We start from the raw sequence: 24,651 nt of genomic DNA on the forward strand, positions 1-24,651 counted from the left end.
GCGGTCAGTGTCGATCGAGTCGTCAGCGGTCGGTCGAGTCCTCGACCCCGCCGTCGGTGTCCGGTGCGTCGTCAGTCGGGTCGTCGACGTCGTCGGCGTCCGTCGCCTCGTCGGTGGCACCGATCGATCGGCCCGAGTGCCGTCGGTAGTAGCCGACGAGCGTTCCCGTGAGTGCGAGCACGCCGAGGAGGACCGCTCCGACCGGCGCGACGTCGTCGGTGCCGACGGTCGCAGCCGTGTCGGTGGTGGCGTCGGTGGTGGTCGTCGTGTCCGTGTCGCCCGCTTTCGTCACGATCACCTCGCCGGCGACGGCGTCGTTCACCCGGACGGTGTAGGAGCCGACCGCCTCGATGGGGCGCTCGAACCGGACCTGTCGCCGCCCACCTGCAGCGATGGTCAGTTCGCGGCGCTCGACGACCGCGTCGTCGATCAGGAGGTTCGCGACGAACGAGCCGTCGGCCCCGCCGTCGTTGGTGATCCGGACGAACACCCGGAGGTCGTCCCCGACGCGGATCTCGTTCACGTCGACCCTGACGGTCTGGAGCGCGAACTTCGGCTGCTTCGCCCCGACGGCGAACTCCGAGAGGCCGGGCGACGACGCGCTGAAGGCGTAGCCGTCGTCGCGTTCGCCGACGACGGCCGTCGGTAACTCGGTCCACGTGCCGTCCTCGTAGCGGTAGAGGGCGACGTCTTCGGCGGGCACGCCGAGATCGGCGAGGCGCGCCTTCGAGACGCTGAACCCGACCGAGACGTCCGTGACGTCGGCGTCGTCGATCGAGTGGTCGACCCGTACGTGCGAGAGTTTCGCCGTGTTGTCCTCGCGGTCGAACGCCGGCGACCCGTCGAGGTCTCGCCCTGTCGTGACGCGGAGCGTGACCCGCTCGCTCACCGACGGCGTGAAGCCGATCTCCGTCACGCCGACGTCGCGATCGGCCTCCGCGTCGCCGCCGGCCAGTTCGATCGTGGCGGGGGTCCCTGCGGTCACGTCCGCCTCCCCGGTCCGGACCGTCGGGTCCGGGGACGACGCCGTTCCGGTCGGCGTCGACGTGGTGGGTGCGGGTGTCGGCGTCGGGTCGGCCGCCGTCGGTGGTGGCACACCCCCGGCCCCACCGCTCGTGCTCGTCGTGTCGGCCGTCACCGTGACCTGTATGGATTCGGAGGCGCGGTTGCCGGCCGCGTCGCGGACCGTGAGCGTCACCGACCGGGCGCCGGTCGACTCGAACGTCCGGGTCGTCGACGGGCCCGTCACGGTCTCCCCGTCCTCGAACTGCCACACGTACGCCGTGACGCCGACGTCGTCGGTGGAGCCGCTGGCGTCGAACTCGACGGACCTGCCTTCTGTCACCGTCCGGTCGCCCCCGGCGTCCGGCACCGGGTCGGTCGTGTCCGAGACGTACACCGTGACCGACGCCGTATCCTCGTTGCCGGCGGCGTCGGCCACGGTGAGGGTCGCGGTGTACGTCCCCGGGGTGTCGTACGTGTGGCTGGGCGTCGAGCCGGTCGTCGTGGTCCCGTCGCCAAACGCCCAGTCGTGCGAGTCGACGTCGGTGTTGTCGGTCGAGCCGGAGCCATCGAATGCGACCGATTCGCCGACTGAGACGGTCCGATCCGTGCCCGCGGCCGCGACCGGATCGGTCACGTCCGCGACGGTCACGGTCCGGGTGTCGTCGGCCGTGTTGCCCGCGTCGTCGGTGAGGGTGAGGGTCGCGGTGTAGCTCCCCGGCGTGGTGTACGTGTGGCTCGGCGTCGCCGCCGTCGACGTGTTGCCGTCCCCGAACTCCCAGTCGTACGAGACGACACCGACGTTGTCCGTCGCGGTCGCGGTCGCGAACGACACCGAGGTGTCCTCGTCGACGCTCGTGTCTGCCCCTGCGTCGACCGTCGGATCCGTCACGTCGCGGACCGTCACCACGGTCTCGTTCGAGCCGACGTTACCGACGTCGTCGGTGACGGTGAGGTTCACCACGTAGCTCCCGGGGTCGTCGAACGTGTACGTCGGGGTCACGCCGGTCGCGACGTCGCCGGTGCCGAAGTCCCACTCGTAGGAGGTGATGGTGCCGTCGTCCGTCGAATCCGACCCGTCGAATCCGATCGTCGTGTCCTCGTCGACGGTCCGGTCGGGGCCGGGCCGGGCGATCGGCGAGAACGTCCCGTTGACCTCGATCGTCGCGGTGTCGGTGCCCTCGTTGCCGGCGGCGTCGGTCGCGGTGAGCGTCACGGTGTACGTCCCCGTCGTCGTGTACGTGTTCGTCACGGTCCCCCCGCTCGTCGTGGTCCCGTCGCCGAAGTCCCAGTCGTAGGAGACGACGCCGACGTCGTCCGTCGACCCCGTCCCGTCGAAGCTGACCTGATCGTTCACGTGAACGGTCCGGTTCGCGCCGGCCTCTGCGACGGGGTCGGTCACGTCGGTCACGGTCACGGTCCGGGTGTCGGTGTCGGTGTTCCCGACCAAGTCGGTCACGGTGAGCGTCGCGGTGTACGTTCCCGGGGCGGCGTACGTGTGGCTCGGCGTCGTGCCGGTCGTCGTGGTCCCGTCCCCGAACGCCCAGTCGTAGCTGGCGATGCCGACGTCGTCCGTCGACCCCGTGCCGTCGAACCCGACCGCCGTGTCATCGTCGACCGTCACGTCGGCCTGCGTCGTCGCCGTCGGAACGGTGTCGTCCGTGATCGTCGCCGACAGCGCGGTCTCCGTGTCGTACGCGTCGGTCGCGGCGTCCGTCGTGAGCGTCGCCGACAGCGTGCCCGTCGTTGCGGGGGAGAGCGTCACGTCGACCGTCGTCGTCCCGCCCGTCGAGAGCGTGACGGGCGAGGGATCGGTCGAGACGGCGAACGACCCCGTGTCGCCGGCGAGCGCGAACGCGTCGACCGTCACGTCGCCGCCGACACGACTCTCGACCGTGAACGACTGCGACGCCGTCGAGCCGAACGCGACGCTGCCGAAGTCGTACGGGGCGGGCGTCACGTCGAACGCGGCCGTCACGTCCGTGAGCGGGTGGCTGTCGGTCGTCCCGCTCCCGACGGTGTACGACGTGTCGAGGAACGCGTCCCCGTCCGCGTTGTCGTACAGCTGGCTCGGGCCGTCGCCACCGGGGGCGGCCCAGTAGTTGCCACCGACGAGCGCCCCGCCGACCACGTTCGTCCCGGTCCGGCGCGAGACGTTCCAGTCGGTCGGCGGAACGTTCCCGGCGAACCGGACGTTCTCGGAGTTGTTCAGGTAGTTGTCGTAGAGGAGGTTGTTCTCGGGTCTGTCGTCCGGGAAGTAGATCCCCGCGGTGCCGCTGGCGTTGATCCGACTCCCGTGGACGACATTGTCGTCCGGTTCGTCGAGGTAGATCCCGTACTGTGAGCTCGACTCGACCGTGACGTTCGCCACGGTGTGGACGTGCTTTTTGAGACGAACCCCTTCGACGTTCGCCGTGAGTCGGCTGTCGTTCAACGTCGTCGTGGGCGAGGAGAGGTGAACACCGTGGGTGTTGCGGTCGGCGGTGACGTTCGTCACGACGGTGCGATCGCTGTGGTGGACTCTGACCCCCGCGTCGCCGTTGTCGTCCGCGACCGAGTCGACGACGCGACCGTCGAGCGCGTCCTCGACGTAGACACCGTGGAGCGTGTTCCCCGTCGCGGTGGCCTCGCGTACCGTCGACCCGTCGGCACCTTTGAGATGGACGCCGTGTTCGGTGTTCGTGTCCGCGGTGACGGCCGTCAGCGTCGCGTCGCCGCCGTCGACGAAGACGCCGTCCACACCGTTGCCCTGGACGGTGGTGTCGACCACGGTCGTCCCCGTCGCGTCCTTCAGGTAGACGCCGTACTCGGCGTTCGACGACGCCGAGACGTTGTCGACGGTCGACGACATCGTCCCGTCGAACTCGATCGTGTGCTTGCTCGAACGGCCGACGACGTCGCGAACCGTCGCGTCCGTAACGTCCTTGACGAAGACGCCGCGGTCCCAGTTCTCGACGGTGAGGTTCCGAACGGTGACGTTCGAGTACGATCCATCGACGTGGACCGCGTTGTTGTTCCCACCCCCCTCGAGCGTGTGTCCGTCGCCGTCGAGCACCACGTCGCTGGCCTCGATCTCGACGTAGTTGCCGTCCTCGTGCTCCTCGACGTTCCCGTCTATGACGTAACATCCCGGGGTGCTGACGACCGTCGCGCCCGAAATCGTGGTACAGTCGGCGCCGCGTGCGTCGCCGACGGGTCCGTGCCACGCGACGGCCGTGAGGACGACTGCGAGGACGATCACGAGAACGAGCCAACTGCGTCGTCGCGGGCGAGTCACTCCCGAATCCCCCGGTTGTCTCCGACCATATCGTCGTCTGCGTGCAGTACCGGCGGTCGGTTACAAAAACCCACTCTCGGTGCTATCACGAGTGATAGCCGAACGAGAGCGAGGGGCGAGCGACACCGCTTACAGCTCCCGCTCGACGACGGCGGCGAGGAGCGCGAGGAGCCAGCCGACGCCGAGCGCGACCGTGGCGACGACGGTCACGGACGGGAGCCAGGGGAGCGGTGCGTACGGTCCGCTGACGCCGTTCGAGGGCGACGCGAACGCGCGGACGGTGTCGACGCCGGCGTAGCCGAGCCCGAAGCCACAGAGCGCCGAGAGGACCGCGAGCGTCCCGACGCCGAGACCGACCATCGTGGCGACGTTGTCGACGGCGACGAGCTGGAGCGCCTCTCGCTCCGTGAGCGCCGCCTCGCGTGCGAGGAACGAGACGGCTGTGACGGCGACGCCGGCAGTGAGTTCTGCCGCGAGTCCGACCAGTCCGACGACGAGGATCGCGGGCGACGCCGCGAGTGGCATCCCGCCCAGATAGCCGTCCCGTACCCCGGGAGGAAGCGTCAGCCCGATCGGGAACAGGAGCGCCAGCGCGCCGGCCGTCGTGGCGAAGACGGTGAGTTTCCGGCGCTGTGAGAGCCTGGTGATCCCGACGGCGAGCCGTCGTCTGTGGAACGACGTCCCGTCGACGATCGTCCGGGCGACCGGGTCGTCGTGTCGGTCACCGGCGTCACGGCGGTCGTCGCCACTCATCGTCTCGACGCGCGCCCCGGTGGCCGTCGCGGTCGACCCGACGGATCGCCCGGTCGGTCGACGAGGCGGTCGGGTCGATGGTCGTCCTGCACCGCCAGATCCGGTCCGTTCTCGAACACGGTCGACGCTCGGGACCCGACACACCTAACTCTCATGGCAGGTTCGACACGCTGCGCGCGCCGGAACGGACGACCGCCGTCCCGGCTCGGATACCGGACACCGTGGACCGTTCGGGGTCGGGACGACCCGCCGACTGCCGACCGCCACGCGTTCGTGGGAGGACTCACCAGAGTGGCGAGAGAGCTATCACTCGTATGCCAGTTGGACGCTCGGAGGCGACGTGGGAAGGCGACCTGAAGAACGGCCAGGAGACGATGGCACTCGGCAACGGCGCGTACGAGGGGTCGTCCTCGTATCTCTCACGGCCTCCACGTCGAGGTGGACGTTCGCTTCCGCGTGGACGCGCTCCGGGTCGTGCCCGTCCGACGCGAGGTCGTTCGACAGCGCCATCGCGTAGCAGCCCGCGTGTGCGGCCGCGATGAGTTCCTCCGGGTTCGTCCGGTCGTCGTCCTCGAAGCCTCACGATCGACACATCGAACTCGTCGTCGAGGCCAGCGTGCCCGGCATCGACGAGGCGACGTTCGTGGAGTACGCCGAGGGAGCGAAGGAGAACTGCCCGGTGTCGCGCGTCCTCGCGGGCGCCGAGATCACGCCCGACGCTCCGCTGATCGGGCACGACGCGGCTCCGGCCCCGGACCAGGCAGCGAGGAGGTCGTGCACGGGCGGAGTCCGGAGTATCAGTTTTTAAGTCCGTCCGCTTCCGTGCGTATCATGTCTATGACGGATATCCAGACACACACCCTCAGTACCGAAGGCTTCGCCTCGAAGAGTCAGGTCGGCGACTTCATCCTCGACATCGACGCACTCGGCGAGGACGGTCCGACGCCGAACCAGGTGCTCGTCGCGGACTACGCCTCGTGTTTCCTGCCGGCGTTCCGCGTCGGCGGCCAGCAGACGGGCCACGACGACCTCGGCAAGATCCAGATCGACGCCGAGGCCGACCTCGACGACGACGACGACCTCTCGGCGATCCGGTTCGACATCCACGTTGAGGCAGACCTCGACGACGAGACGTTCGCCGACATCACGGAGCGCGCCGAGGGCATCTGCCACGTCCACGCGGCGCTCCGTGAGGAACTCCACGCCGACATCGCGGTCCACGGCGACGCCGAGATTCAGGGCTGACGGTTCGGATCGCGGCGAGGAACGAGACGACTCTCCCCACGTTTTCGCCCGCGACGAGCGCGGACAGCCACGGCTTGCGGAGACGCGCACCGTGGAGAAACCGTGCTACCGCCGGTACATCCGGTAGCTCATCGCGCGTCCGTCGACGATGACGACCTCGCGCTCCTCGGGATCGTGTGACGGGGGCGACTCCCGCTCCTCGCGGAAGACGTACGGACTGTTGGGTTCTTCTGCCGACTCGTTCATGTACATCGGTATCACACCACACGTATTTAATCCTTCGTCAGACGTTCCCGTGCGACGCGACTCCGTGGACGGCTCCGGGCGAGAGGAGTGATCGACCGACGCGTCCCAGAGCGACGAGCAGCAGTGTTCGTACGCTCCACCGTGGTCGATCGAGTACTGGTCGGATCCTCTCGACACCGGTACAGCAGATATGGTCGACGCCCGAGGCTCGTCTCTCACGGCGCTGGGGCGCGGAATACGCCGGCAGACGCAGGGGATCCGCTCCCTCCCCGCGTCGTCGGTACGGTGAGCAGTCGCGGCTCCAGCGCCGACGGGGTCGCCGTCGAGCGGGGGCGAGTCCAGTGTATCGGAGTCGCTCGTGGTCGCGTGCGGTGTGGAACCGGAACGAGGCCCGGTCGGGGGAAGACACTTGTCGCAACGTCTGGACGTTTTCGTCGTGGCCCCCGAGCCGACGGACTCGACGACGAGACGCGCCCTCTACACCGCGGAAGCCAGCCGAACCGCCGTGATGCTATCGGGACGTTCGTGTGGGGCACGGAGGCTGTATCGTGGACGTGTGTCGTCGGTCGCTCCAACGACTGTCGAAACCTCGTACTGAATGTAGCGGGGAGAGTCGTCCGCCCAGTCGTCTTCGTGAGCAGTCCGGGTGATACGATCCGACCGACTCACGGCCGCCATCCCCGGAGGAACGCGACTGCCAATCCGCCCCCAGCGAGCGAAACGCCGAGCCCGAAAGTCCGAACGACGAGCACGGCCGCGGCAGCGCTTGCTGCCGGTGCGCCGGTCGTGGCGACGAGCGCGCCGGCGAGTAACAGGTCGTACGCGCCGAGGCTACCGGGGATGGGGACGACGCTCGCTGCCTGTGGGAGCGGAACCAGCGCGACGACGGCGATGAGCGCGACGCCGGTACCGGTTCCCGAGAGCGCGATCCACAGCGCGCCGGCTGTGAGGAACTGCTCGAGCAGGCCACCCGCGGCGATAAGCGCGATCAGGCCCGGTGCGTCCACGAACGCGGCCGCTCGCGTCCGGAAGCGAGCGACCGCGTCCACGACCGCGTCTCGTCCGTGCGGTTCGGAACGGTACAGGCTCGATATCGTCGCGACGACCGGCGTGAGGACGACGACGACGGCGCGGGTCACCCAGTCGCGCGCGAGCACGACGGCGGCCCCCACGACGCCGAGTACGAGCGCAGCGCCGCCGAGCGTGAGGAACAGCGACCGCGGTGCGGAGCCCCCCACGAGGAGGACGCTCACGAGGAGTACCGACAGGAGCAACTGCGAGGCGGATTTGACGTACTTTGCGACGCTGCGGACACCCAGCGCTTCGCTGTAGCTGGTCCCCGTCGCGACGCCGAAGAACTGGGCCATAATCGGCTCGGAGCTGACCGGCCCCGCCGGGCTGAGCACGTCGAAGAAGTCACCGGCAAACGCGAACTGGACGCTCCGTCGCGCCGAAAGCCCGCCGTTCAGCGGGCGGACAGAAGCCCACACGCCGACACCGTCTGCGGCTGCCTCGGCGACGACCAAAACGGCGACGATGGCGACGGCCCACGTCGTGACGGCGGACGCGCGCGTGAGTACCGTCGTCGGGCCGACGTACCAGAGGAAAGCCGCAAGGGCGCCTCCGCCCAGGAGGACGCCGAGGACGAACCGCAGGTGTCGGTGCACGTTTCGGAGCGGGGCGGACAGCAGTAAAAAAGCCTCCGCAGTACGCCGGCTGTCGGAGAATCCGCCGTTTCGGAAGCGACGAGCGAGGGGACGGCCCTGGTCGCAGCCAGAGAGTCCCAACGAAACCACGGGTCCCACCGACGTGTTCCTCTCCGCCGGTCGTCTCCGTTCCCTGGTAGGCCCGTATCGATACAACTGAACGGAGCACGTCTGCGTGGCAGCGAGCATGCACAGGTACGCGCCGTCGTTCGTCGCGACCCCCGTGGGAGCGTTCGTCGGTCGTGGTTCTCGGCGCGAGAGACGCACACTGTCTTCGGCACGGTCTCGACAGACGGCCGGCAACTGTGGATTTCGACCGATCCGGTGGCACCGGATCCGGTGCGTCCGGTCACGATCCACGCGCGTGGCCCATCGCCGAGTGAGATGGGACTGAAAGGGGCAGCGAGGTCGACGATCACGCCGGATGGCTCGTGCCGGTGATCGTCACGAACCGGCCGTCGCGGGAGACCGTCGTCTCCTCCCACGTGCGCGTCGCGTCCGACTGCGGGTCCGAGGCAAACGCCTCCGCGGCGTCGCCCGTCGCGAACGCGAGCACTCGTGTAGCGTTCTCGGCCTCGGCGTTCGTACGGGCGGTGCCGCTCGCGACCGGCTCGCCGTCAGCGTCGTCGGCCCCGGCGGCTGGTGGCTCGACGCTGACAGTCATTCCGGTGCCGAGTCGACGGACGACACCCGCCAGGGTCTCGTCCGTGGCAGTGTACCGTCCCTCGCCGTCTCGAGCGTCGATGATCGCCTCGACGGCCGTTCGCTTGTCGCCCAGCGGGTCGGGTGCCATACTGGCGAACGCTTCGACGACGACCCCAGCCTCGACGCCGACGACCCAGTCGGTGTCGGGGGCACCGAACAGCCGATACCCGTCGTACTCGCCGAGACGGTCGAACGGTTCTCGAAGCGGCTCGCCCGACTCCGGGGTCTGAAAGGCCTCGACGATGTCGTCGGCGAGGAGATCCGTCTCCAGTACCGACAGTCCTCGCCCGCCGGTACGGATCTCCATATATGCCTGGCTCGGGTCGATGTCGAGTACCGGATGGGCACTGCCGTCCTGATACAGCGCCGTCGGCTCGAACGATTTTCCGCGGTCTTCGAGATACGTTGCCAGCTCGTCGAAGCGTCGAGCACGGAACGGGTACCACCGTTGCACAGGGTCGGCGTCCGCAGCGAAGACGCGGTCGGGCGCTGGGAGCCACGTGGCAGGGTACGGGACGTCGGGGCTCCCGTCGACGACTGATCCGATTCCCGAACAGCCAGCCAGGCTCGCGAGCGTCGCTGTCGTGGCGGCCGTCGTCCCGCGACGGAGCAGGCCCCGACGCGTGCAGGAGGGCTGTCGCATATACGGACGGCGATACCGTCCGCCCGGGTAAGTGTCTGATGGGTCGTACGGTCGGCGAATTCGCTGGACGGGTCGCCCGGCTCGACTCGTGAACGGCACCGTCCGTCTCTCTCGCTTCAGGCTACCGTCGGACGACGAGCGGCCAGTGACCGAGTCGCCCTGTATCCTGCACGGCCGTTCTGGCACGTCTGAGAGAGTGCAGTCGTAGAGTGGACGGATCCGACTGCGAATCCCTCCCGGGAACCGGATCGACGAGAACGGACGGACAGTGGACGAAACCAGGAAACCCACTGGAGATGGAGGCGGGGACGCGGTCGTGGCCGCGGCTCAGGCGAACTCGTCGATACCGGGGAGGTCGCTGAGCGAGTCGAGGACGTAGTCCGGTTCGACCGCCGATCCGGCGAGCGTCGCCTCGTCCGTGACGCCGGTCCTGACGAGCCCCGTCTTCATCCCCGCGTCGGCACCCATCGCGATGTCCGTGTCGAGGCGGTCACCGACGACGAGACACTCCCCGGGATCGAGGCCGATTCGCGACTGGACGAGGTCGCGGGCGAACGCCGATGGCTTCCCGAGGACGGCGTCGGGGTCGCGTCCGACGACGCCCGCGATCGCGTGGATGACCGCGCCCGACCCCGGGACGTCTCCCTCGGCGGCCGGGATGACCATGTCGGGGTCGGTGCCGACGAACGGGACCGACTCCTCCCGGAGCACGCGCATCGCCACGCAGAGCTCGTCGTAGTCGAACGCGCGGTCGATCGACGCGACGAGCACCGTCGCCTCGGCGGGATCGGCCGTGACGTCGAGACCGGCTTCCCGGAGGATCGACCGGAGACCCTCCTCGCCGACCACGTAATGCCGGTCGTCGCCGTGGCGCTCTGCGAGGTAGCGGGTCGTGACGGTCGCCGCCGTGAGCACCTCGTCGACGGCGACTTCGAACCCCGCACGGGCGAACCGCCGTTCGTACGCCGCCGGCTCCTTCGTCGGGTTGTTCGAGACGAACAGTCGACGGAGGCCCGCCTCGCGGATCCAGTCGAGCCCCTCTCGAGCGCCCGGGAGCGCCTCGTCGCCACGCACGACGGTCCCGTCGACGTCGAGGATCACACCCTTGATCATCACCGGAGGGTTGGAGCCGCCAGGGTTGAATGTCGCGGTCGGGGACATCGTTAAGTCGTGGTACGTGGTATCATCACACATGAAAGGGGAACCGAACGCCTGTGCGCGGCCAGGGGAGCGATCGGGGGTCGGACGCGTCGGACAGGCGACCTGCGGCGTCGTGAGCGTCGGGGTGGCGGTCGTCGCCCTCGTCTTCGGCTACTCGGGGGTCGTCGCCGTCGCGAGCGTCGTCCCGCTGCTGTCGACGACGGCCATCGTCTTCACGTGGGTGTTCCTGTGGCTGGTCGCGTGGCTCGTGCTCGTCGTCGCCCTGTCGCTCGTCCGGGCGCGTCTGACCGGCCCGATGGGCGCCTGACGACTCGGCGGGCGTCTGACCGACTCGACAGCCGGCCCCGACCGTGTCCAGTTTCGCGATAGTCGGGAGGCCCCACACGGGATCGTCTCACATTCGTGACGGGCGTCTCACGAGTGTGATGCGAACCAAAGGAGGCATATCCCCCCCGTCCTACGTGACAGTCGTGACGAATACGCAGCTGACTCTCGTCCAGATCGACAACTACGGGCCGTGGACGGTCACCCCCGAGCCTCGGCGCGAGATGGACCTCCAGACGATGCAGTCGCGGCTGTTCGCCGACCTCGCGAACTTCGTCGGCGCGCGCGACGGCTACGTCTTCTTCACGCGCTTCGACAACATGGTCGCGGTCACGAACGGCCTCTCGCGCGAGGACCACGCGCTCTTGCAGGAGTCGATCGGGAACCGGTATCCGGTGACGGTGAGCCTCGGCATCGGCGTCGACGCCGTACCGGCGGTCGCGCTCGAACGCGCCACCGAGGGGCTCCAGCGGATGGGGAGCGCACAGGACGGCGACCGCCGCCAGGTGCTCGAAGGCGCACCGCTCGCGCTCGCCGACCGGACCGACGACGACGTCCACATCGCCCACTTCGACGTCAACGACGCCACCGGCAAGTACACCGACCGGCTCAACGAGTTCGACTCGTTCATCGAGATCGAACAGGGGTACGCGACGCTCATGCGCTACATGCGCGAGGCGCACGGGGCGCTCTCGTTCTTCGTCGGCGGCGACAACATCATCGCCGTCTGCCCGACGCTGTCGGACGCCGACTACCGCGGGGCGATCGACCACGTCGAAGAGCAAGTCGGCGTCGAACTGAAAGTCGGCGTCGGCGCCGGGGCGACCGCCCACGACGCCGGGATGGCCGCGAAACACGCGCTGGAGACGTGTCGGCACGACGGGACCGAAGTGGAGTTCGGGCCGCACGCGGCACCGGCGGGAGTGGAGTCGGACTAACTCGGCATGGATCATAGTGGGAACGGAGCGAGTGCGGCGTATCGGTCTACCTCGAAACGAATCAGCAACGCAAGACAGCAAGGGACGACGGGAGGTATCTACAGAGCTTAGTGTGGTACTGATGTCGGAACACGCTGCTCACCTTGGACGATGGTTCCGAAGACGGAGACTAACCAAGCTCCGTGCTTCCCAAATGAGAGCCAAGCTGCCGGGGCTGCTGCTGGCGGGTCCATGCCATCCAAACGACACTGATAGTAGCCGCGTCGTATCGAAGCCCGTGGAATAGTTTTGACAACACGATACCGGGGTGGGGGTAATCTCTTATGTAAGTCCCCGCGTAGAATTTTTGTGAGAAGCCAGAGTTTTGTTGGGTCCCAGAGATCCCCTCGGGAGGAGACCGACGTATGGGGACTCAATGCCGTTCCAACTGGGTGAGCAAGGAACGATAGTGAATCCTGAATCCACCGCACGAGCGCAAGAGTCTGGGCGGTTGAATCATTCACAGAAGAGTCCAGTCTCAAAACCCCGGACGGAGTACACGGTTTCGGAGGGCTGACAAAAAGATCCGTACATTCGATCTTCTTGCTATCCACCGGCTGATAGGAACAGCGTGCGAGATACATAGGGTATATTCAGCAAAGAAAAGTAGTATTTCCAGCAAACTGGTGGTGAGCGACTGATACTTAGGTATATGAAATTACTTGGGGTATTTCGGCCCCGAAGATCGCGTATAACGTCAGTCGGGACACTGGTTCTGGTATCGAGTTTATATAATGAGAGTAAGACTGATAATCAGATGGGGGAGAATCAAAAGGAAGTACCAGGCTTGAGTGATGAACTGTCTCCACGTCCCAATTCGTGAATTGCTTGTTGCTTCTGAACGTTCATACAGATCGCCAAGGATCATCCGGACTCCTTGATGAGGTGGTTCGTCAGTGACCTTTCTAAGTAGGCTTTGCCGTCGGTTTTCGTCAGTCGGAAGCATATGTATCAATGCGATCATAAAGATGACTCCCGTTGACGTTCCAAGTCCATACAGCAACATAAGCGATTGGTACGTAACAGCATAAAAGAGCACTATCGCGAGCAAAAGATGAATGAAGAGCCATGTTAGATTCATGTAAGCATTTCTCAGGTCATCCTCGGCGGAAGCGATTGTTAATTGATTTGCCCGGATCCATCCAAGTTTCCCATCATCAGAGTTGGTCTGAATCTCATCCCCAACGATCGGATGCACAGCAAGACCATCCAGAGCAACTCTGATTCCGATTGTGGAGAGTAAGACCAATCCCTTAGCAAACGCCCAGAATAGATGAGTCAACATAATCACAAAAAGTAGTAGCCAAGACCAGAACCCGATCACCTCTCGTGCCGCGCCAAAATCTTCTAATTGGAAAACTGACGCAACAGACCCAGGCCCAAATACAGCAAGTCCCGTGAACGTGAGTCCGATCAATGTGAGGAGAACTTGACAGAGTCGAATTGTTTGAGTATAGAGGTGGATCGAGATATCCTTCTGCGCATTCAGCACCTCCCATTTCTCATCATTGTCTAACTGGTCAACGAAATCTGTAGATGAGTGTTTTTCATCATCGCCGATGTCATCATCCTGATTCTTACTAGTCACGCTCCAGGAGGAAGTGACACACAATGTTGAAAGTTCGGATAAAACGGTCCTTTTCAGAGGTCTAATAGGTACCTTTGAGAAAAATCGCTATACAGAAACGTCTCGTCTTGCTTATACGAATATTTCAGTCTGCGAGTATCCGAACCAGTATATTTCTGTACGTAGTGATCCTGTAACTATCCACGTTCAGCCACTCTATGGCCGACTCGCGCGTTATATTCAGCACGGCTGCTGCAATCTGTCACCACTTGGGGGTTTCAACAAGGACAGAATAACATATCTCGCGTCCTAACCTGAGAGGGGTTGTGCGTTGAGAAGACTCGACTTCCCTCGTCGCACATTGAATCAGTGTCTCCCTTCTGCAACAAGGCCCAATCGCCACCAGTCCTTGATCGGCCCTCCTTGTGTTCGTGTTCGGGCGACGGGCGACACGATGAGGATACTCATCTGCACAGAATCGCAGTTTGGACATGAAGCCGCGACTGACGGCGGACCGATGACCCCGGCGATACGCAGTTCAATCAGGAGTCAGGATCGCGGTCAGGCTCCTCAAGAGCGATGAAATATTCCTCAGAAAGGTCACTCTCTGCGTCAAGCAAAGCCCGCATCAAATCATCTATAAAATCTATCAGTTCCTGTTTAGTGTTCTTGAAAGTATCTAATTCTGACATATATGACTCGCTAAGTCCTATCGAATACTTCTCGCTTCCCCCATGGGTAGCTTGGATCTCCTGAGGGGAGAGGGACACCGCATCTGGTAGGTCAGATGTGCTTTTCCGATTGTTAACGATCTGCTCAATCACAGCATCAACAGCGTCGTTTTGTGTCTGTTTATCCTCTTCGGGCATTCTTGCACGCAACCAATCACGAATACCACGAGACAGAGCTTTTGAGAAAGTAGTCGCATCACTATCGAACTCATCGATCAAGTTGTCATGTTTGCTGAATGACTCGCTTAGTTCATCGAACTCGCTTTCGAAGACTCTGAGATTTGTTTCGTGAGTTTGTATATGATCGTGTATTTTTTTAAAATCAGATCCACCCTGTTTATTCCAGTTATAGGAATTTGATTCTAATTTTGTCTTATTCTCTTCAATCACATCTTTCGCAGGTTGGATTACCTGCTCGTGTATGACCTGATATTTTTCCTTCTTGTTCATTCGATCTAATTTGTCTACGCGTTCCTCCTGTAACGAGACGAGATCTTCATTTTGTTCGATCGTCAATCGGTTCTGCTTAACTGTCATAAGCGTAGAATAGGCCAGAAAGAGCGTTCCAAGCGCCCCGAGACCGGTCATAATTGCCCCAGTATTATTCGCGATCGGCTGTGTCCACAACATATACCCGATCAAGATCATCACAATCGCTAAAAGCACGATTACCACCACCCCTGGCATTCCCGCAGCTGTAAGTCGAGATTTGATGCGTGAAATAGGATTGTCCTCGGATGACATTATGATATTCACCGACTACCGGATTGTATCCTGTGCGAGGATAAAAATGATAGCCACAAACAAAAAGCGCCCACGGTCACGTCACAGCGACTCCATCTTAAATTACGCGAGCGCGGACGAGGAAGGGGTCGGAGAGTTGGCAGAGAGTCTGGAGGAGTTGTAAGCCTGGGCTACCCTGCGGTGGGGTGGCCCGATTTTTTATTTATTACCAGAACTTTTATCGCGAAACGGGCGTTGTGTTAATCCGCAGATGGCGTCGGGGTGACTCGATGCGGTATTCAAATCCAGCCAATTAATCTCGGGGCTAAATCGGGATTTGGCTGGTACAGCGGCTCTGCGGTGCGTTTGCGGTGGTTGAGAAACGGTAGTGGGGTCGGAGGGATTGTGAACCGCGAGGCCTTCGCTTCGCTCGGCCTCTGGGCACAAATCCTCCTCGTCAACGACGCACCGCGCTCACGGTGGGCGAGCACACGCGACGCGGTGCTCGCCGTGTAATTCGCGCGGAAAGTAGTGGGGTCGGAGGGATTTGAACCCCCGATCGACTGATATCTCCGGTCGCGCCTCGGTCCTCCAGAGGGTCGTCAACACGACCGATGATCAGTCGGTCGCTCGGTATATCAGTCTGGAGTGTCGTCACCGGGCGGTAGCCTCTGGAGTCAGTCGCCATGCCGGGCTTGGCCACGACCCCTGCACCACTCCGTATGGCGATTCGATTAAAAGGGCTTTCGATTCACGCGGTCCGGGTCAGCGCCGGTCGGCGTCCTTCCAGTCGCACTCTTGGCACTTGTACCCCGTCACGAACTCCGTGACCGAGGGCATGTAGCCCACCGAGAGCACGTTGCCGCCGCAGTCGGGGCAGTCGCGGTCGGCCTCCTCGATGCCGTCGGTCTCCATCGGTCGCGACCCCTCGACGAGTTCCGCGAGTTTGTCCGGCGTGACCATGCGACCCTGCACGACGCGATTGCTCATACGCGTCGATGGAGAGCCGTGCAAGTAAGCCTTCGTCCTCGTCGCTCGCGGGAGCGTCTCGGGTCGACGCGATCAGTCGACGACAACCCGTAGCGTCCGATCGCGCGGCCCGTCGCACTCGACGAGGAGGATCGACTGCCACCGTCCGAGTGCGAGGTCGCCGTCGACGACGGGGACCGAGGCGCTGTTCCCGAGCAGCAGCGCCCGCAGGTGCGAGTCGGCGTTCCCGTCCAGCCGGTCGTGGTCCCAGCCCTCGTCCGGGACGACCGAGCCGAGGAAGGTCTCCACGTCGCCGAGGAGCCGCGATTCGGCCTCGTTGACGACGACGCCAGCCGTGGTGTGTTCGACGAAGACGGTGCAGACGCGCTCGCTCGTGGCGTCGGACGTGTCGAGGGCGTCGGCGACCCTGTCGGTCACGTCGACGACGGTCAGTCGCTCGTCGGTCGAGACGGTGAATCGGCTCACGATCACACCGACACGGGGCACCGAGAAGGCTCTTGTTCCGAACGTGACCGTACAACCGACTCAGAGCCAGGGGAGCCGAGAGTCCTCGCTCCGGGGGTACCGGTAGGCGTCGCCGTCCGCCTCTTGGACCGGGTCGCCGTCGCCGCCGTCGGCGACGGCCGGGGTTCCCGTTCCCGCGGACACGGGCGACCGCTCCGGATCGGCGTCCACGTCGGTCGTCTCGTCGGCGGCAGCGTCGACGTCGTCCGGCTCGTCCGCGTCGCCGGCCACGGGCGCGGCCGAGCCGTCGGGATCGAACGAGAAGACGGCCGTCACGACGAGCACGCCGAGCGCGACGGGTGCCTCGGTCGGCATGAGTTCGAGCACCGAGAGCGCGAGCATCCCGAGCGCGACCGACGAGCCGAAGCGGAACCGATCGATGTCGACCACGCCGCGGAGCTGCGGGCCCGCGAGCGCGACGGCGAGCGCGAAGGCGACGCCGACGCCGGCGGTCGCCGCGGCCTTCCCCACGAGAACGGGGTCGGTGGTGACGACGAGGTCGGGGCTCCCCAGCTGGACGCTGGCGACGAGGCCGAGGCCGATGATGACCGCCGGTCGCGGGAGGTATTCGCCGACGCGTGCGGACGCGGTCTTCGCCGCGACGGCGACGATGACCAGCCCGGCGAACCGGCGGAACGTCTCCATGTCGAGCAGGCTCTCGATCGTCGGAGCCAGCGCCGCCTCCATCGCCGCGACGGGGACGAGCACCAGTCCCAGGAGGAGGATCGAGGGGACGATCTCGCGCGGCGATTCGTCCATCTCCGCGAGGATCACGGCCACGGTGGCCGACCCACCGAACACCAGGAGGCCGGTCTCGAGGATTCCGAACGGGTAGGTGAGGGCGCCAGCGAGGACGAGCGCGGGGAAGATGCCGTCGACGAGGGGGAGCGCCATCACCGTCGCGAGCAGGCGGGTCGACTTCCCGACCTGTCGCTCGACGGAGAGGGCGACCGGGTGACGAGAGACGCTCATCTCACGTCAGAGGCCGTCACCAGCGGCCAAACGGCGATACGGGCGCAAGCCCGACCCGGACTCCCTCGGGACCTCGGTGAGGTTGTGGCCGTTGGACGGTTTAAATGTGCGCTCCATCGCTGTAAAGAATCGGCTGCCGGTCGAACGGCTCGACTCACCGGCACGGCGCGTCGCGATGGAACGCTCGGAGTCCATGTGCCGAATGTGCCGGACTGGGATATTAAGCGTTGTGTGGGACGCGTCCGCACCTAGCAACAGAACGGCTGTCGAATGCGGTCCGTGCCGAACGATAGTCGCTGAAACCCGCGATAGATCGAGAGATGTTCGACGATGTGCCGTCTCGGTGGCAACGCTTGCGACACGTATTCCGACGCACGTCGGCCCGCTGGCGGCTACCGGACGACGACACCAGCGCCGACGGCCCGCCGTTGGGCCGGCCACGAGACACCGACGGTCGAGGCGGGACGTATCCACCACCGTGGACATCTCCCGGCGCGCGGATGCGAGCAACGCCCACACACGTGCAGTTCTCGCAACGCTTTTGTCGCCCGCTCGTTGACGGCTTATATGGCGAAGGACGCTGACTCCGATCCGTTCTCGGCGAAACTCCGTGTGCCGGAGGCGTTGACCTTCGACGACGTCCTCCTGCGACCGATGGAGTCGCGGGTCGAACCCGACGACGCCGACGTTGCCACACGCGTCTCCAGAAACGTCACGCTGAACATTCCCGTGTTGTCGGCCGCGATGGACACCGTCACGGAGGCCGAGATGGCCATCGGCATGGCCCGCAACGGCGGCCTTGGCGTGCTCCACCGCAACATGACGGTCGAAGAGACGACCGCGCAGGTCGAGGCCGTCAAGCGTGCGGACGAACTGTTCATCCGCCGCGAGGACGTCGTCACGGCGTCGCCCACACAGACCGTCCGTGAGGTCGACGAACTGATGGAGCGCGCGGGCGTCTCCGGCGCGCCCGTGGTCGACGACGACGACACCGTGCTGGGGATCATCTCCGGGACGGACATCCGGCCGTTCCTCGAAGTCGGCGAGTCCGATCAGGTTCGCGAGGCGATGACGGACGAGGTCATCACGGCGACGACGGACGTCACCGCGCGGGAGGCGCTCGAACTGATGTACGACCACAAGATCGAGCGCGTCCCCATCGTCGACGACGACGAGCACCTCGTGGGGCTCGTGACGATGCAGGGCATCCTCCAGCGCCGCGAGCACGAGGAGGCCGCCCGCGACGACGAGGGCCGCCTCCGGGTGGGGGTCGCCGTCGGCCCCTTCGAGGACGAGCGCGCCGTCGCCGCCGACGAGGCCGGCGCGGACGTCCTCTTCATCGACTGCGCTCACGCGCACAACATGAACGTCCTCGACTCGGCGCGGGCGATCAAAGAGGAGGTCGACGCGGACGTCGTCGTCGGCAACATCGGGACCCGGGAAGCGGCCGAGGCCTGTGTCGACTTCGCCGACGGCGTCAAGGTGGGGATCGGTCCCGGGTCGATCTGCACCACGCGCGTCGTCACCGGCGCGGGCATGCCACAGATCACCGCCGTCTCCGAGGTCGCCGACGTGGCCGCTCCGGAGGGCGTGCCGGTCATCGCCGACGGTGGCATCCGCTACTCCGGTGACGCGATCAAGGCCATCGCCGCCGGTGCCGACGTCGTCATGCTGGGGTCGTACTTCGCCGGCACCGACGAGGCCCCTGGGAGAGTCATCACGATGAACGGCAAGAAGTACAAGCAGTACAGAGGCATGGGCTCCGTCGGTGCGATGCGCTCGGGCGGTGGGGATCGCTACCTCAAGGACGCCGACGAGGGCGAGGAGTTCGTGCCCGAGGGCGTGGAGGCCGCCACCCCGTACAAGGGGACGCTCGCCTCCGAACTCCACCAGCTGGTCGGTGGGATGAAATCCGGGATGGGGTACGTCGGGGCCGAGAGCATCCCCGGGTTCAAACAGCGAGCGCGGTTCGTCCGGGTCTCCGCCGCGGGGCAGACCGAGGGGCACCCTCACGACGTGATGATCACGGACGAAGCGCCGAACTACAGCCCCGACCAGTAGCGTCGACGCCGGAGCGGACGGTCGCGTCCCGCCGCATCGAGGACGGTCGCGTCCCGCGCAGGTCACGGCACCAGCGACACCGCGCCGGTCCAGAGCGCCCCGAAGACGAGGGAGAACGCGGTCCCGAACGCCGCGCTCGTGACGACCACCTGGGCGGGATCGCGGCGCGGCAGCGTGTGTCGGAGAGACGAGATCGTCGTCAGCTCCGGCCGCGTGAGGGGGTAGTTCATCGAGAGGGCGAGCGCCGCGACCACGACCGGTCCCGTCGAGAGGCTGTTCGTCACGCTCGGCACGAGGTCCGTCGTCGCGTCGGCGAGCCGGGCGGTCGCGATCGGACCGAGTACCGTCGCCGGATCGGGAATCCCCAGCGGAGCGAGCAGGTCGCCGTACCGGGCGTACAGGAACAGCGCCGTCCCGGCGACGAGCGTGGCCGTGGGACGACAGTTCCGACAGGGAGGTGAGATGACGATCCCCCGTGCCGGCGATCGAGCGGTCCTTGTGACGGTTTCGACACGTCGCGGACGCGTAAGGAAGATTATTAATATCTGCGTCCGTGGTGACATACGTCCGATGAATACGGCCGAACTCCGCGCGGCACTCGAAGAGGCTGGTCTCTCGCAGTACCAGGCGGAGGCGTACAACACACTTCTCAGGCTCGGTGCCGCGAGTGCGACCGAGATCGCCGACGCCTGCACCGTCCCGACCGCACGGATCTACGACGTGCTCCGTGATCTCGAGTCGAAGGGGTACATCGAGACGTACGAACAGGACAGTCTCCACGCCCGGGCCCGGGATCCGGACGAAGTGCTCACGGACCTCAGAGAGCGCGCGACGCTGTTGACCGACGCCGCCGAAGAGATCGAAGACCGCTGGGAGGAGCCCGCAGTCGACACACACAAGGTGAGCATCGTCAAGCGGTTCGACACCGTCTTCGACCGAGCGGCGGCGCTCATCAAAAACGCCGAGAACGAGGTCCAGCTGGCGGTGACGCCGACGCAGTTCGAACAGCTCCGTCCCGCACTCCGCCGAGCGTTCGACAGCGGTGCGATCATCAAACTCTCGATTCACACCGACGAGGACGACGAGGAACTCCCGGACAGCGCGTCGTTCGACGGAGTGGTAACCGAGGTCCGACATCGGACGCTCCCCACGCCGTTCGTCGCACTGGTCGACCGCACGAACACGTGTTTCGCGCCGCACGCGCACTCGCTGAACCAGTACGGCGTCCTCGTCGACGACTACACCCTCACCTACGTCTTCCACTGGTACTTCCTCACCTGTCTCTGGGAGGTGTGGGACACGGTCTACTCCTCCCGGTCGGCGTCGCTCCCGCTCGACTACGCCGACATCCGCCACTGCGTCCGCGAGATCGAGCCGCTGTTGAGCGACGGTGCGCGGGTCCGTGTCGCGGTCGAGGGGTTCGAGACCAGCACGGGTCGGCCGACGTCGTTCGTGGGTGACGTCAGGGACGTCCGGTACTCGGGCGGCACCTCCTCCGACGGCGCGCCGGCGCTGTCACAGCTGGCCGGGCAGGTGAGCCTGACCGTCGCCACCGACGGAGACGTCTACAGCGTGGGCGGGTGGGGTGCCGTGCTCGAAGACGTCGAAGCGACGCGCATTACTGTCCGAGAGATGACTGGAGTGGCCTGAGCGAGAGGTAGTTATATGTGGCCCCACCTATGAAGTACGACACTGATGCGAGCGTTATGCCCGGGATTGCACACGACGACCCGGCTTCTCGACCGGACAGGACGTTCACTCGTCGTCGCAGTGTTACACCCATCGGGTCGCCGATCGACCCCACATCCTCCAACCCATGAGTGACGAGACACCGGTCGTGCTCATCGTCGAAGACGAGCCCGACCTCGCGGACCTGTACGCGACGTGGCTCGACGACGACTACCGCGTCCGCGTCGCGTACGGCGGTCGAGAGGCACTGGAGGAACTCGACGAGAGCGTCTCCGTCGTCCTCCTCGACCGACGGATGCCCGACCTCTCGGGCGACGAGACGCTGGCGGAGATCCGTTCGCGTGGCTTCGACTGTCGGGTCGCGATGGTGACCGCCGTCGAACCCGACTTCGACATCGTCGCCATGGGGTTCGACGACTATCTCGTCAAACCCGTCTCGAAGGACGCCCTCCACGACACCGTCTCGAACCTCCTCCTGCGCAACGCCTACGACTCCGGCGTTCAGGAACTGTTCTCCCTCGCGTCGAAGAAGGCCCTGCTCGAATCCGAGAAGGGACCGACCGCGCTGGCCGAGAGCGAGGAGTACCAGGAACTCGACGAACAGCTCACCTCGCTCAGAGAGCAGCTCGACGAGACGCTCACTCGGTTCGACGAAGGCGACGACATCACCTCCCTGTACCACGACCTTGGCCGGGACGCCGCGGAAGACGACGGGGACGACGACGCGACGGACCTCTTCTGACCGCCGTCCCCCTCCCGCCGACGGTGCGGGGGCGGCCCGCCGACGATCGCGCCCACTAGATGTAACTCGTCCGACATACGATCGGTCGCACCCGGGACCTGCTCTCCCTGATTTTTGAAAACTGTCTTTCATGTTCCGCGATCGGGCCTGCACCGCCGCCGAGAACCGCTCATCGCCTCCCTGTGCGTTTAGTGAGTTTAAATAGCTCTTAATTAAATAAATTTAGTATCAGAACTACACGAAAATATTCATCTCGTCGCGCCCTGACTGTCAGGACGTCCCATGTCGGATGACAACACCGCGCTGGTGGCGTACCTCACGGACCACCCGCGCATGATGGGTGCACTGTTCACGATCGTCCTGCTGCTGTCACAGGCGGGAAGCGCGCTCGCCGGTAACGCGGGCGTCACCTCGGGACCGTAGCCGGGGCCGGAATCAGAGCGACGCGACGTCGAGTTCGTCGCTCCAGCGGAGTTCGTTCTCGACGACGACCGGAGTCACCTCGAGCGACAGGAACTGGGCCAGTTCGTCGCGCGAGAGGTCGAAGGTGTCGATCGTCCCCGAGGAGAGGTAGTGCGTCTCGTTCGTCTCCAGGTACGGGATGATGAGGCTCCCCATCCCCCGGTCGGTCGTCGGGAACGCCCGGTACTCGAGTTCGAACCGGTCGTCGTCGACGCGACGGACGACGCAGACGTTCGGGACGCCGCTCTGGGACTGTGCGATGGCGAACCCACCGTCGCCGACCACGGCGTACTGGCTCCCGAGCGCACTGTCGTCGCCCGCGACGTCGAGGGCGTTGCCGAGCGGGAAGCCGCGGTCGAGGAGCCGGGCGAGCGTCTTGCCCATCTCGACGGCGCCACTGTTCACCACGTCGCTGAGCGTGACGATGCCGCCGATCGCCCCCGCGTCGACGAGGGCGACGCCCTGTTCGTACGACTGGCAGGCGTTCAGGAGGAACGCGTCGGGGCCGACGTCGTCGAGGGCGGTGGCGTCGAGCCGACCGTCGGCACACTCGAATCCATCGGCGTCGATGTGTCCGATGTAGTGGAGGAACTCCGCGTCCGTCGTGAGCAGGTCCCGGAGCTCCTCGACCGTGAGATCGTACGAGACCGTGACGTCGAACGGGAGCTCGTCCCGGGAGCCGTACACCCCGTCGACGACGTCGCGCTCGTCGACCATCCGCGCGTCGTTACAGACGACGGCGATGTCGATGCTGTCCGGCGCGGGCGATCGGTCGAGACGGTTGTGGAACGCCGCCTTCGTCGTCTTCGACGCGCCGAGGGGCGTTCCGTGACCCATCCAGGCCTGTTCGAGCGAGTCGGTGGTTTCCGGCTGGACGTACGCCCGACTGGTGGTGGCCGCCGAACTCCGGACCTCGCCGCCGTCCCCGGCGCGGAAGAACTCGCCGACCGCCGTCGACTGCACCTCCGACGTCGGAACGGCCGTCGCCTGCGGCGTCCGGACCACCGCGAGGTCGTTCACTGCGAACGGGAGGAGTTCGACGTTGTCCGGGCGGGGCGCGACGTGCGTCGTCAGTTTCCACTCGGGGATCTGGTCGCGGACCGTCCGGTACGGCACCGAGAGCGTGCTCGCCAGGCGCTCCGCGAGCGACGCGTCGTAGAGCGCGGCGAGATCGAGGTCGACGCGGGGTTCGACGGCCGCGCGCTCGTGGAGATCGACCCGGTAGTAGCCCTCCGTCCGGACGAGACAGTCGAAGAGGAACGTCTGCTTGAGCACCCGCTCGACCTCGCGTTCGAACCCACGGGGCGTCTCGAGCCGGTGCTCGAAGCCCTCGTCGGTGACGATCCGCGGAGTCCCCCCCGGGACGAGGTCGGCCCCGAGGTAGTACGCGAGCGGCGCGGCGACGTACGCGTGTTTCAGCGTCGGTGGGAGTTCGATCGTGACCCCGGTCGACGGCGTCGTCAACCCCGCCGGAATCGACACCGCGTCGCCGACCTCCACCAGCGGCGGGTGTCCCCGGAGCGTGGGGTACGACCGCTCGACCGAGGTGGTCTTCAGCGCCGAGGAGAACGTCGAGAGCACGCGCATCACGTCGGTCGGGTCGTCGGTCGTCGTCACCGTGGTCGCGGGCCGCTCGTGGTGCGAACGCCCCCCGACGAGGACCTCGGTCGGGCCGTCGAACGCGATTCGGGTCCGTGCGGCGTCGGCGGTCACGGCGACCGCTCCCTCGACACGGAGGTACAGCTTCATCGGCGCGCAGAGTTCGAGTTCGTACGTTCCCGCGTCGAAGGACTCGTCCGCGAAGTGGGCGGCCTCGGCGAGCATCCGCCCGTCGCCGTCGCGGACGTAGACGGAGACGACCGACGGCAGGTCGACGTGCTCCGTGACGAACCGGACGGCGTCGGCGACCGGGAACCGGAGCGCGGACGGATCGGCGGGCGACAACGACGGGGACGTGGACGTGAACAGGCGAAACCGGTGTCGCTCGATCGGATCGGTGACGAGCACTCCGGCGTCGTCCGCCAGCGGAGCGAACGATACGCCGAACCCGTCCGACGCGTGACGCTGCCCGCCCGTGTCAGACATACTCGTGACAGTACGCCACAGCGGTAAAAGCTACTGGTCGACGGACCGCCGCCGAGGCCGTGCGACCGTCGACGCCGTTCGCCCGT

The 24,651-nt window shown here is 65.5% G+C and carries 22 protein-coding genes and 1 tRNA gene; 8 read left to right on the forward strand and 15 right to left on the reverse strand.

The features are described 5' to 3' along the window. Positions 1 to 22: 22 nt before the first annotated feature. The 3 genes from FZP69_RS10930 to FZP69_RS23345 all read right to left on the reverse strand — a co-directional run bounded on the left by FZP69_RS10930 (position 23) and on the right by FZP69_RS23345 (position 5,542). Positions 23 to 4,243 (reverse strand): PKD domain-containing protein, encoded by a 4,221-nt coding sequence (locus tag FZP69_RS10930; RefSeq protein ID WP_192918542.1) that lies wholly within the window; start codon positions 4,241 to 4,243, stop codon positions 23 to 25. 165 nt (positions 4,244 to 4,408) lie between these two features. Then, positions 4,409 to 5,032, reverse strand: coding sequence for a hypothetical protein (locus tag FZP69_RS10935; RefSeq protein ID WP_152041331.1), 624 nt, complete (start codon positions 5,030 to 5,032; stop codon positions 4,409 to 4,411). 306 nt (positions 5,033 to 5,338) lie between these two features. Further along, the gene (locus FZP69_RS23345; protein ID WP_343198881.1) at positions 5,339 to 5,542 is read right to left on the reverse strand and encodes a hypothetical protein; all 204 of its coding nucleotides are present in this window, start codon (positions 5,540 to 5,542) and stop codon (positions 5,339 to 5,341) included. A 28-nt stretch (positions 5,543 to 5,570) separates the two neighbouring features. Between FZP69_RS23345 and FZP69_RS10945 the strand changes: the two genes are divergently transcribed. Together FZP69_RS10945 and FZP69_RS10950 are read left to right on the forward strand one after the other, a co-directional pair. Next, positions 5,571 to 5,840: a hypothetical protein gene (locus FZP69_RS10945; protein WP_152041332.1), complete on the forward strand. Its 270-nt coding sequence runs from the start codon at positions 5,571 to 5,573 to the stop codon at positions 5,838 to 5,840. A 29-nt stretch (positions 5,841 to 5,869) separates the two neighbouring features. Then, positions 5,870 to 6,277 (forward strand): OsmC family protein, encoded by a 408-nt coding sequence (locus FZP69_RS10950; RefSeq protein WP_152041588.1) that lies wholly within the window; start codon positions 5,870 to 5,872, stop codon positions 6,275 to 6,277. Positions 6,278 to 6,382: 105 nt separating this feature from the next. On the opposite strand, the gene FZP69_RS22540 is transcribed toward FZP69_RS10950, so the two are convergent. The 4 genes from FZP69_RS22540 to FZP69_RS10965 form a co-directional block, all read right to left on the reverse strand. Beyond that, positions 6,383 to 6,523: a hypothetical protein gene (locus FZP69_RS22540; RefSeq protein ID WP_192918543.1), complete on the reverse strand. Its 141-nt coding sequence runs from the start codon at positions 6,521 to 6,523 to the stop codon at positions 6,383 to 6,385. Between the two features lie 665 nt (positions 6,524 to 7,188). Further along, positions 7,189 to 8,190: a lysylphosphatidylglycerol synthase domain-containing protein gene (locus FZP69_RS10955; RefSeq protein ID WP_152041333.1), complete on the reverse strand. Its 1,002-nt coding sequence runs from the start codon at positions 8,188 to 8,190 to the stop codon at positions 7,189 to 7,191. Positions 8,191 to 8,644: 454 nt separating this feature from the next. Then, on the reverse strand, positions 8,645 to 9,577 hold the full coding sequence (locus tag FZP69_RS10960; protein ID WP_152041334.1) for a hypothetical protein: 933 nt from the start codon (positions 9,575 to 9,577) through the stop codon (positions 8,645 to 8,647). Between the two features lie 327 nt (positions 9,578 to 9,904). Next, complete coding sequence (locus FZP69_RS10965; protein ID WP_152041589.1) at positions 9,905 to 10,693, reverse strand: HAD-IIA family hydrolase; 789 nt, start codon at positions 10,691 to 10,693, stop codon at positions 9,905 to 9,907. 76 nt (positions 10,694 to 10,769) lie between these two features. Between FZP69_RS10965 and FZP69_RS10970 the strand changes: the two genes are divergently transcribed. Together FZP69_RS10970 and FZP69_RS10975 are read left to right on the forward strand one after the other, a co-directional pair. Further along, positions 10,770 to 11,045 carry a hypothetical protein gene (locus FZP69_RS10970; RefSeq protein WP_152041335.1) on the forward strand — a complete coding sequence of 92 codons (276 nt, stop codon included), beginning with the start codon at positions 10,770 to 10,772 and terminating at the stop codon, positions 11,043 to 11,045. Positions 11,046 to 11,208: 163 nt separating this feature from the next. Further along, on the forward strand, positions 11,209 to 12,000 hold the full coding sequence (locus tag FZP69_RS10975; protein WP_152041336.1) for a GTP cyclohydrolase III: 792 nt from the start codon (positions 11,209 to 11,211) through the stop codon (positions 11,998 to 12,000). 766 nt (positions 12,001 to 12,766) lie between these two features. Here the strand turns inward: FZP69_RS10975 and FZP69_RS10980 are convergent. The 6 genes from FZP69_RS10980 to FZP69_RS11005 all read right to left on the reverse strand — a co-directional run bounded on the left by FZP69_RS10980 (position 12,767) and on the right by FZP69_RS11005 (position 17,526). Next, positions 12,767 to 13,627, reverse strand: coding sequence for a hypothetical protein (locus FZP69_RS10980; RefSeq protein WP_152041337.1), 861 nt, complete (start codon positions 13,625 to 13,627; stop codon positions 12,767 to 12,769). 521 nt (positions 13,628 to 14,148) lie between these two features. Then, a complete protein-coding gene (locus FZP69_RS10985) occupies positions 14,149 to 15,081 on the reverse strand; it encodes a hypothetical protein (RefSeq protein WP_152041338.1) in 933 nt (310 codons plus the stop codon). Between the two features lie 511 nt (positions 15,082 to 15,592). Next, positions 15,593 to 15,769 (reverse strand) — tRNA-Trp (locus FZP69_RS10990). Between the two features lie 56 nt (positions 15,770 to 15,825). After that, positions 15,826 to 16,050, reverse strand: a complete 225-nt coding sequence (locus FZP69_RS10995) for a DUF5795 family protein (RefSeq protein ID WP_152041339.1) — start codon at positions 16,048 to 16,050, stop codon at positions 15,826 to 15,828. Between the two features lie 72 nt (positions 16,051 to 16,122). Beyond that, positions 16,123 to 16,521 (reverse strand): secondary thiamine-phosphate synthase enzyme YjbQ, encoded by a 399-nt coding sequence (locus FZP69_RS11000; RefSeq protein ID WP_394350150.1) that lies wholly within the window; start codon positions 16,519 to 16,521, stop codon positions 16,123 to 16,125. 54 nt (positions 16,522 to 16,575) lie between these two features. Beyond that, a complete protein-coding gene (locus FZP69_RS11005) occupies positions 16,576 to 17,526 on the reverse strand; it encodes a DUF5794 domain-containing protein (protein ID WP_152041340.1) in 951 nt (316 codons plus the stop codon). A 567-nt stretch (positions 17,527 to 18,093) separates the two neighbouring features. Between FZP69_RS11005 and guaB the strand changes: the two genes are divergently transcribed. Then, the gene (gene guaB / locus FZP69_RS11010) at positions 18,094 to 19,587 is read left to right on the forward strand and encodes an IMP dehydrogenase (protein ID WP_152041341.1); all 1,494 of its coding nucleotides are present in this window, start codon (positions 18,094 to 18,096) and stop codon (positions 19,585 to 19,587) included. 62 nt (positions 19,588 to 19,649) lie between these two features. Here the strand turns inward: guaB and FZP69_RS11015 are convergent, their stop codons facing one another. Continuing rightward, a complete protein-coding gene (locus FZP69_RS11015; RefSeq protein ID WP_152041342.1) occupies positions 19,650 to 20,150 on the reverse strand; it encodes a hypothetical protein in 501 nt (166 codons plus the stop codon). 7 nt (positions 20,151 to 20,157) lie between these two features. Between FZP69_RS11015 and FZP69_RS11020 the strand changes: the two genes are divergently transcribed. The 3 genes from FZP69_RS11020 to FZP69_RS22545 all read left to right on the forward strand — a co-directional run bounded on the left by FZP69_RS11020 (position 20,158) and on the right by FZP69_RS22545 (position 22,441). Further along, entirely contained in the window at positions 20,158 to 21,237 is a 1,080-nt protein-coding gene (locus FZP69_RS11020) for a TrmB family transcriptional regulator (protein ID WP_152041343.1), read from the forward strand. Positions 21,238 to 21,403: 166 nt separating this feature from the next. Further along, entirely contained in the window at positions 21,404 to 22,018 is a 615-nt protein-coding gene (locus tag FZP69_RS11025; RefSeq protein WP_152041344.1) for a response regulator transcription factor, read from the forward strand. 282 nt (positions 22,019 to 22,300) lie between these two features. Then, complete coding sequence (locus FZP69_RS22545) at positions 22,301 to 22,441, forward strand: DUF7503 family protein (protein ID WP_192918544.1); 141 nt, start codon at positions 22,301 to 22,303, stop codon at positions 22,439 to 22,441. A gap of 12 nt (positions 22,442 to 22,453) precedes the next feature. Here FZP69_RS22545 and FZP69_RS11030 read toward each other — a convergent pair whose 3' ends face one another. Continuing rightward, positions 22,454 to 24,565 (reverse strand): hypothetical protein, encoded by a 2,112-nt coding sequence (locus FZP69_RS11030; RefSeq protein WP_240137553.1) that lies wholly within the window; start codon positions 24,563 to 24,565, stop codon positions 22,454 to 22,456. Positions 24,566 to 24,651 lie beyond the last annotated feature (86 nt).

This window comes from Salinigranum salinum (assembly GCF_009176545.1).
Lineage (GTDB): Archaea > Halobacteriota > Halobacteria > Halobacteriales > Haloferacaceae > Salinigranum > Salinigranum salinum.

What these genes read in the sequence shown, in the direction of transcription:
- FZP69_RS10945 (WP_152041332.1), top strand. Translation starts at nt 5,571, where the DNA reads ATGAGTTCCTCCGGGTTCGTCCGGTCGTCGTCCTCGAAGCCTCACGAT.
- guaB (WP_152041341.1), top strand. Translation starts at nt 18,094, where the DNA reads ATGGCGAAGGACGCTGACTCCGATCCGTTCTCGGCGAAACTCCGTGTG.
- FZP69_RS11020 (WP_152041343.1), top strand. Translation starts at nt 20,158, where the DNA reads ATGAATACGGCCGAACTCCGCGCGGCACTCGAAGAGGCTGGTCTCTCG.
- FZP69_RS11015 (WP_152041342.1), bottom strand. Translation starts at nt 20,150, where the DNA reads ATGTCACCACGGACGCAGATATTAATAATCTTCCTTACGCGTCCGCGA.
- FZP69_RS22540 (WP_192918543.1), bottom strand. Translation starts at nt 6,523, where the DNA reads ATGAACGAGTCGGCAGAAGAACCCAACAGTCCGTACGTCTTCCGCGAG.
- FZP69_RS10970 (WP_152041335.1), top strand. Translation starts at nt 10,770, where the DNA reads ATGAAAGGGGAACCGAACGCCTGTGCGCGGCCAGGGGAGCGATCGGGG.
- FZP69_RS22545 (WP_192918544.1), top strand. Translation starts at nt 22,301, where the DNA reads ATGTCGGATGACAACACCGCGCTGGTGGCGTACCTCACGGACCACCCG.
- FZP69_RS10995 (WP_152041339.1), bottom strand. Translation starts at nt 16,050, where the DNA reads ATGAGCAATCGCGTCGTGCAGGGTCGCATGGTCACGCCGGACAAACTC.
- FZP69_RS11005 (WP_152041340.1), bottom strand. Translation starts at nt 17,526, where the DNA reads ATGAGCGTCTCTCGTCACCCGGTCGCCCTCTCCGTCGAGCGACAGGTC.
- FZP69_RS11030 (WP_240137553.1), bottom strand. Translation starts at nt 24,565, where the DNA reads ATGTCTGACACGGGCGGGCAGCGTCACGCGTCGGACGGGTTCGGCGTA.
- FZP69_RS10950 (WP_152041588.1), top strand. Translation starts at nt 5,870, where the DNA reads ATGACGGATATCCAGACACACACCCTCAGTACCGAAGGCTTCGCCTCG.
- FZP69_RS10935 (WP_152041331.1), bottom strand. Translation starts at nt 5,032, where the DNA reads ATGAGTGGCGACGACCGCCGTGACGCCGGTGACCGACACGACGACCCG.
- FZP69_RS11025 (WP_152041344.1), top strand. Translation starts at nt 21,404, where the DNA reads ATGAGTGACGAGACACCGGTCGTGCTCATCGTCGAAGACGAGCCCGAC.
- FZP69_RS10985 (WP_152041338.1), bottom strand. Translation starts at nt 15,081, where the DNA reads ATGTCATCCGAGGACAATCCTATTTCACGCATCAAATCTCGACTTACA.
- FZP69_RS23345 (WP_343198881.1), bottom strand. Translation starts at nt 5,542, where the DNA reads ATGGCGCTGTCGAACGACCTCGCGTCGGACGGGCACGACCCGGAGCGC.
- FZP69_RS10960 (WP_152041334.1), bottom strand. Translation starts at nt 9,577, where the DNA reads ATGCGACAGCCCTCCTGCACGCGTCGGGGCCTGCTCCGTCGCGGGACG.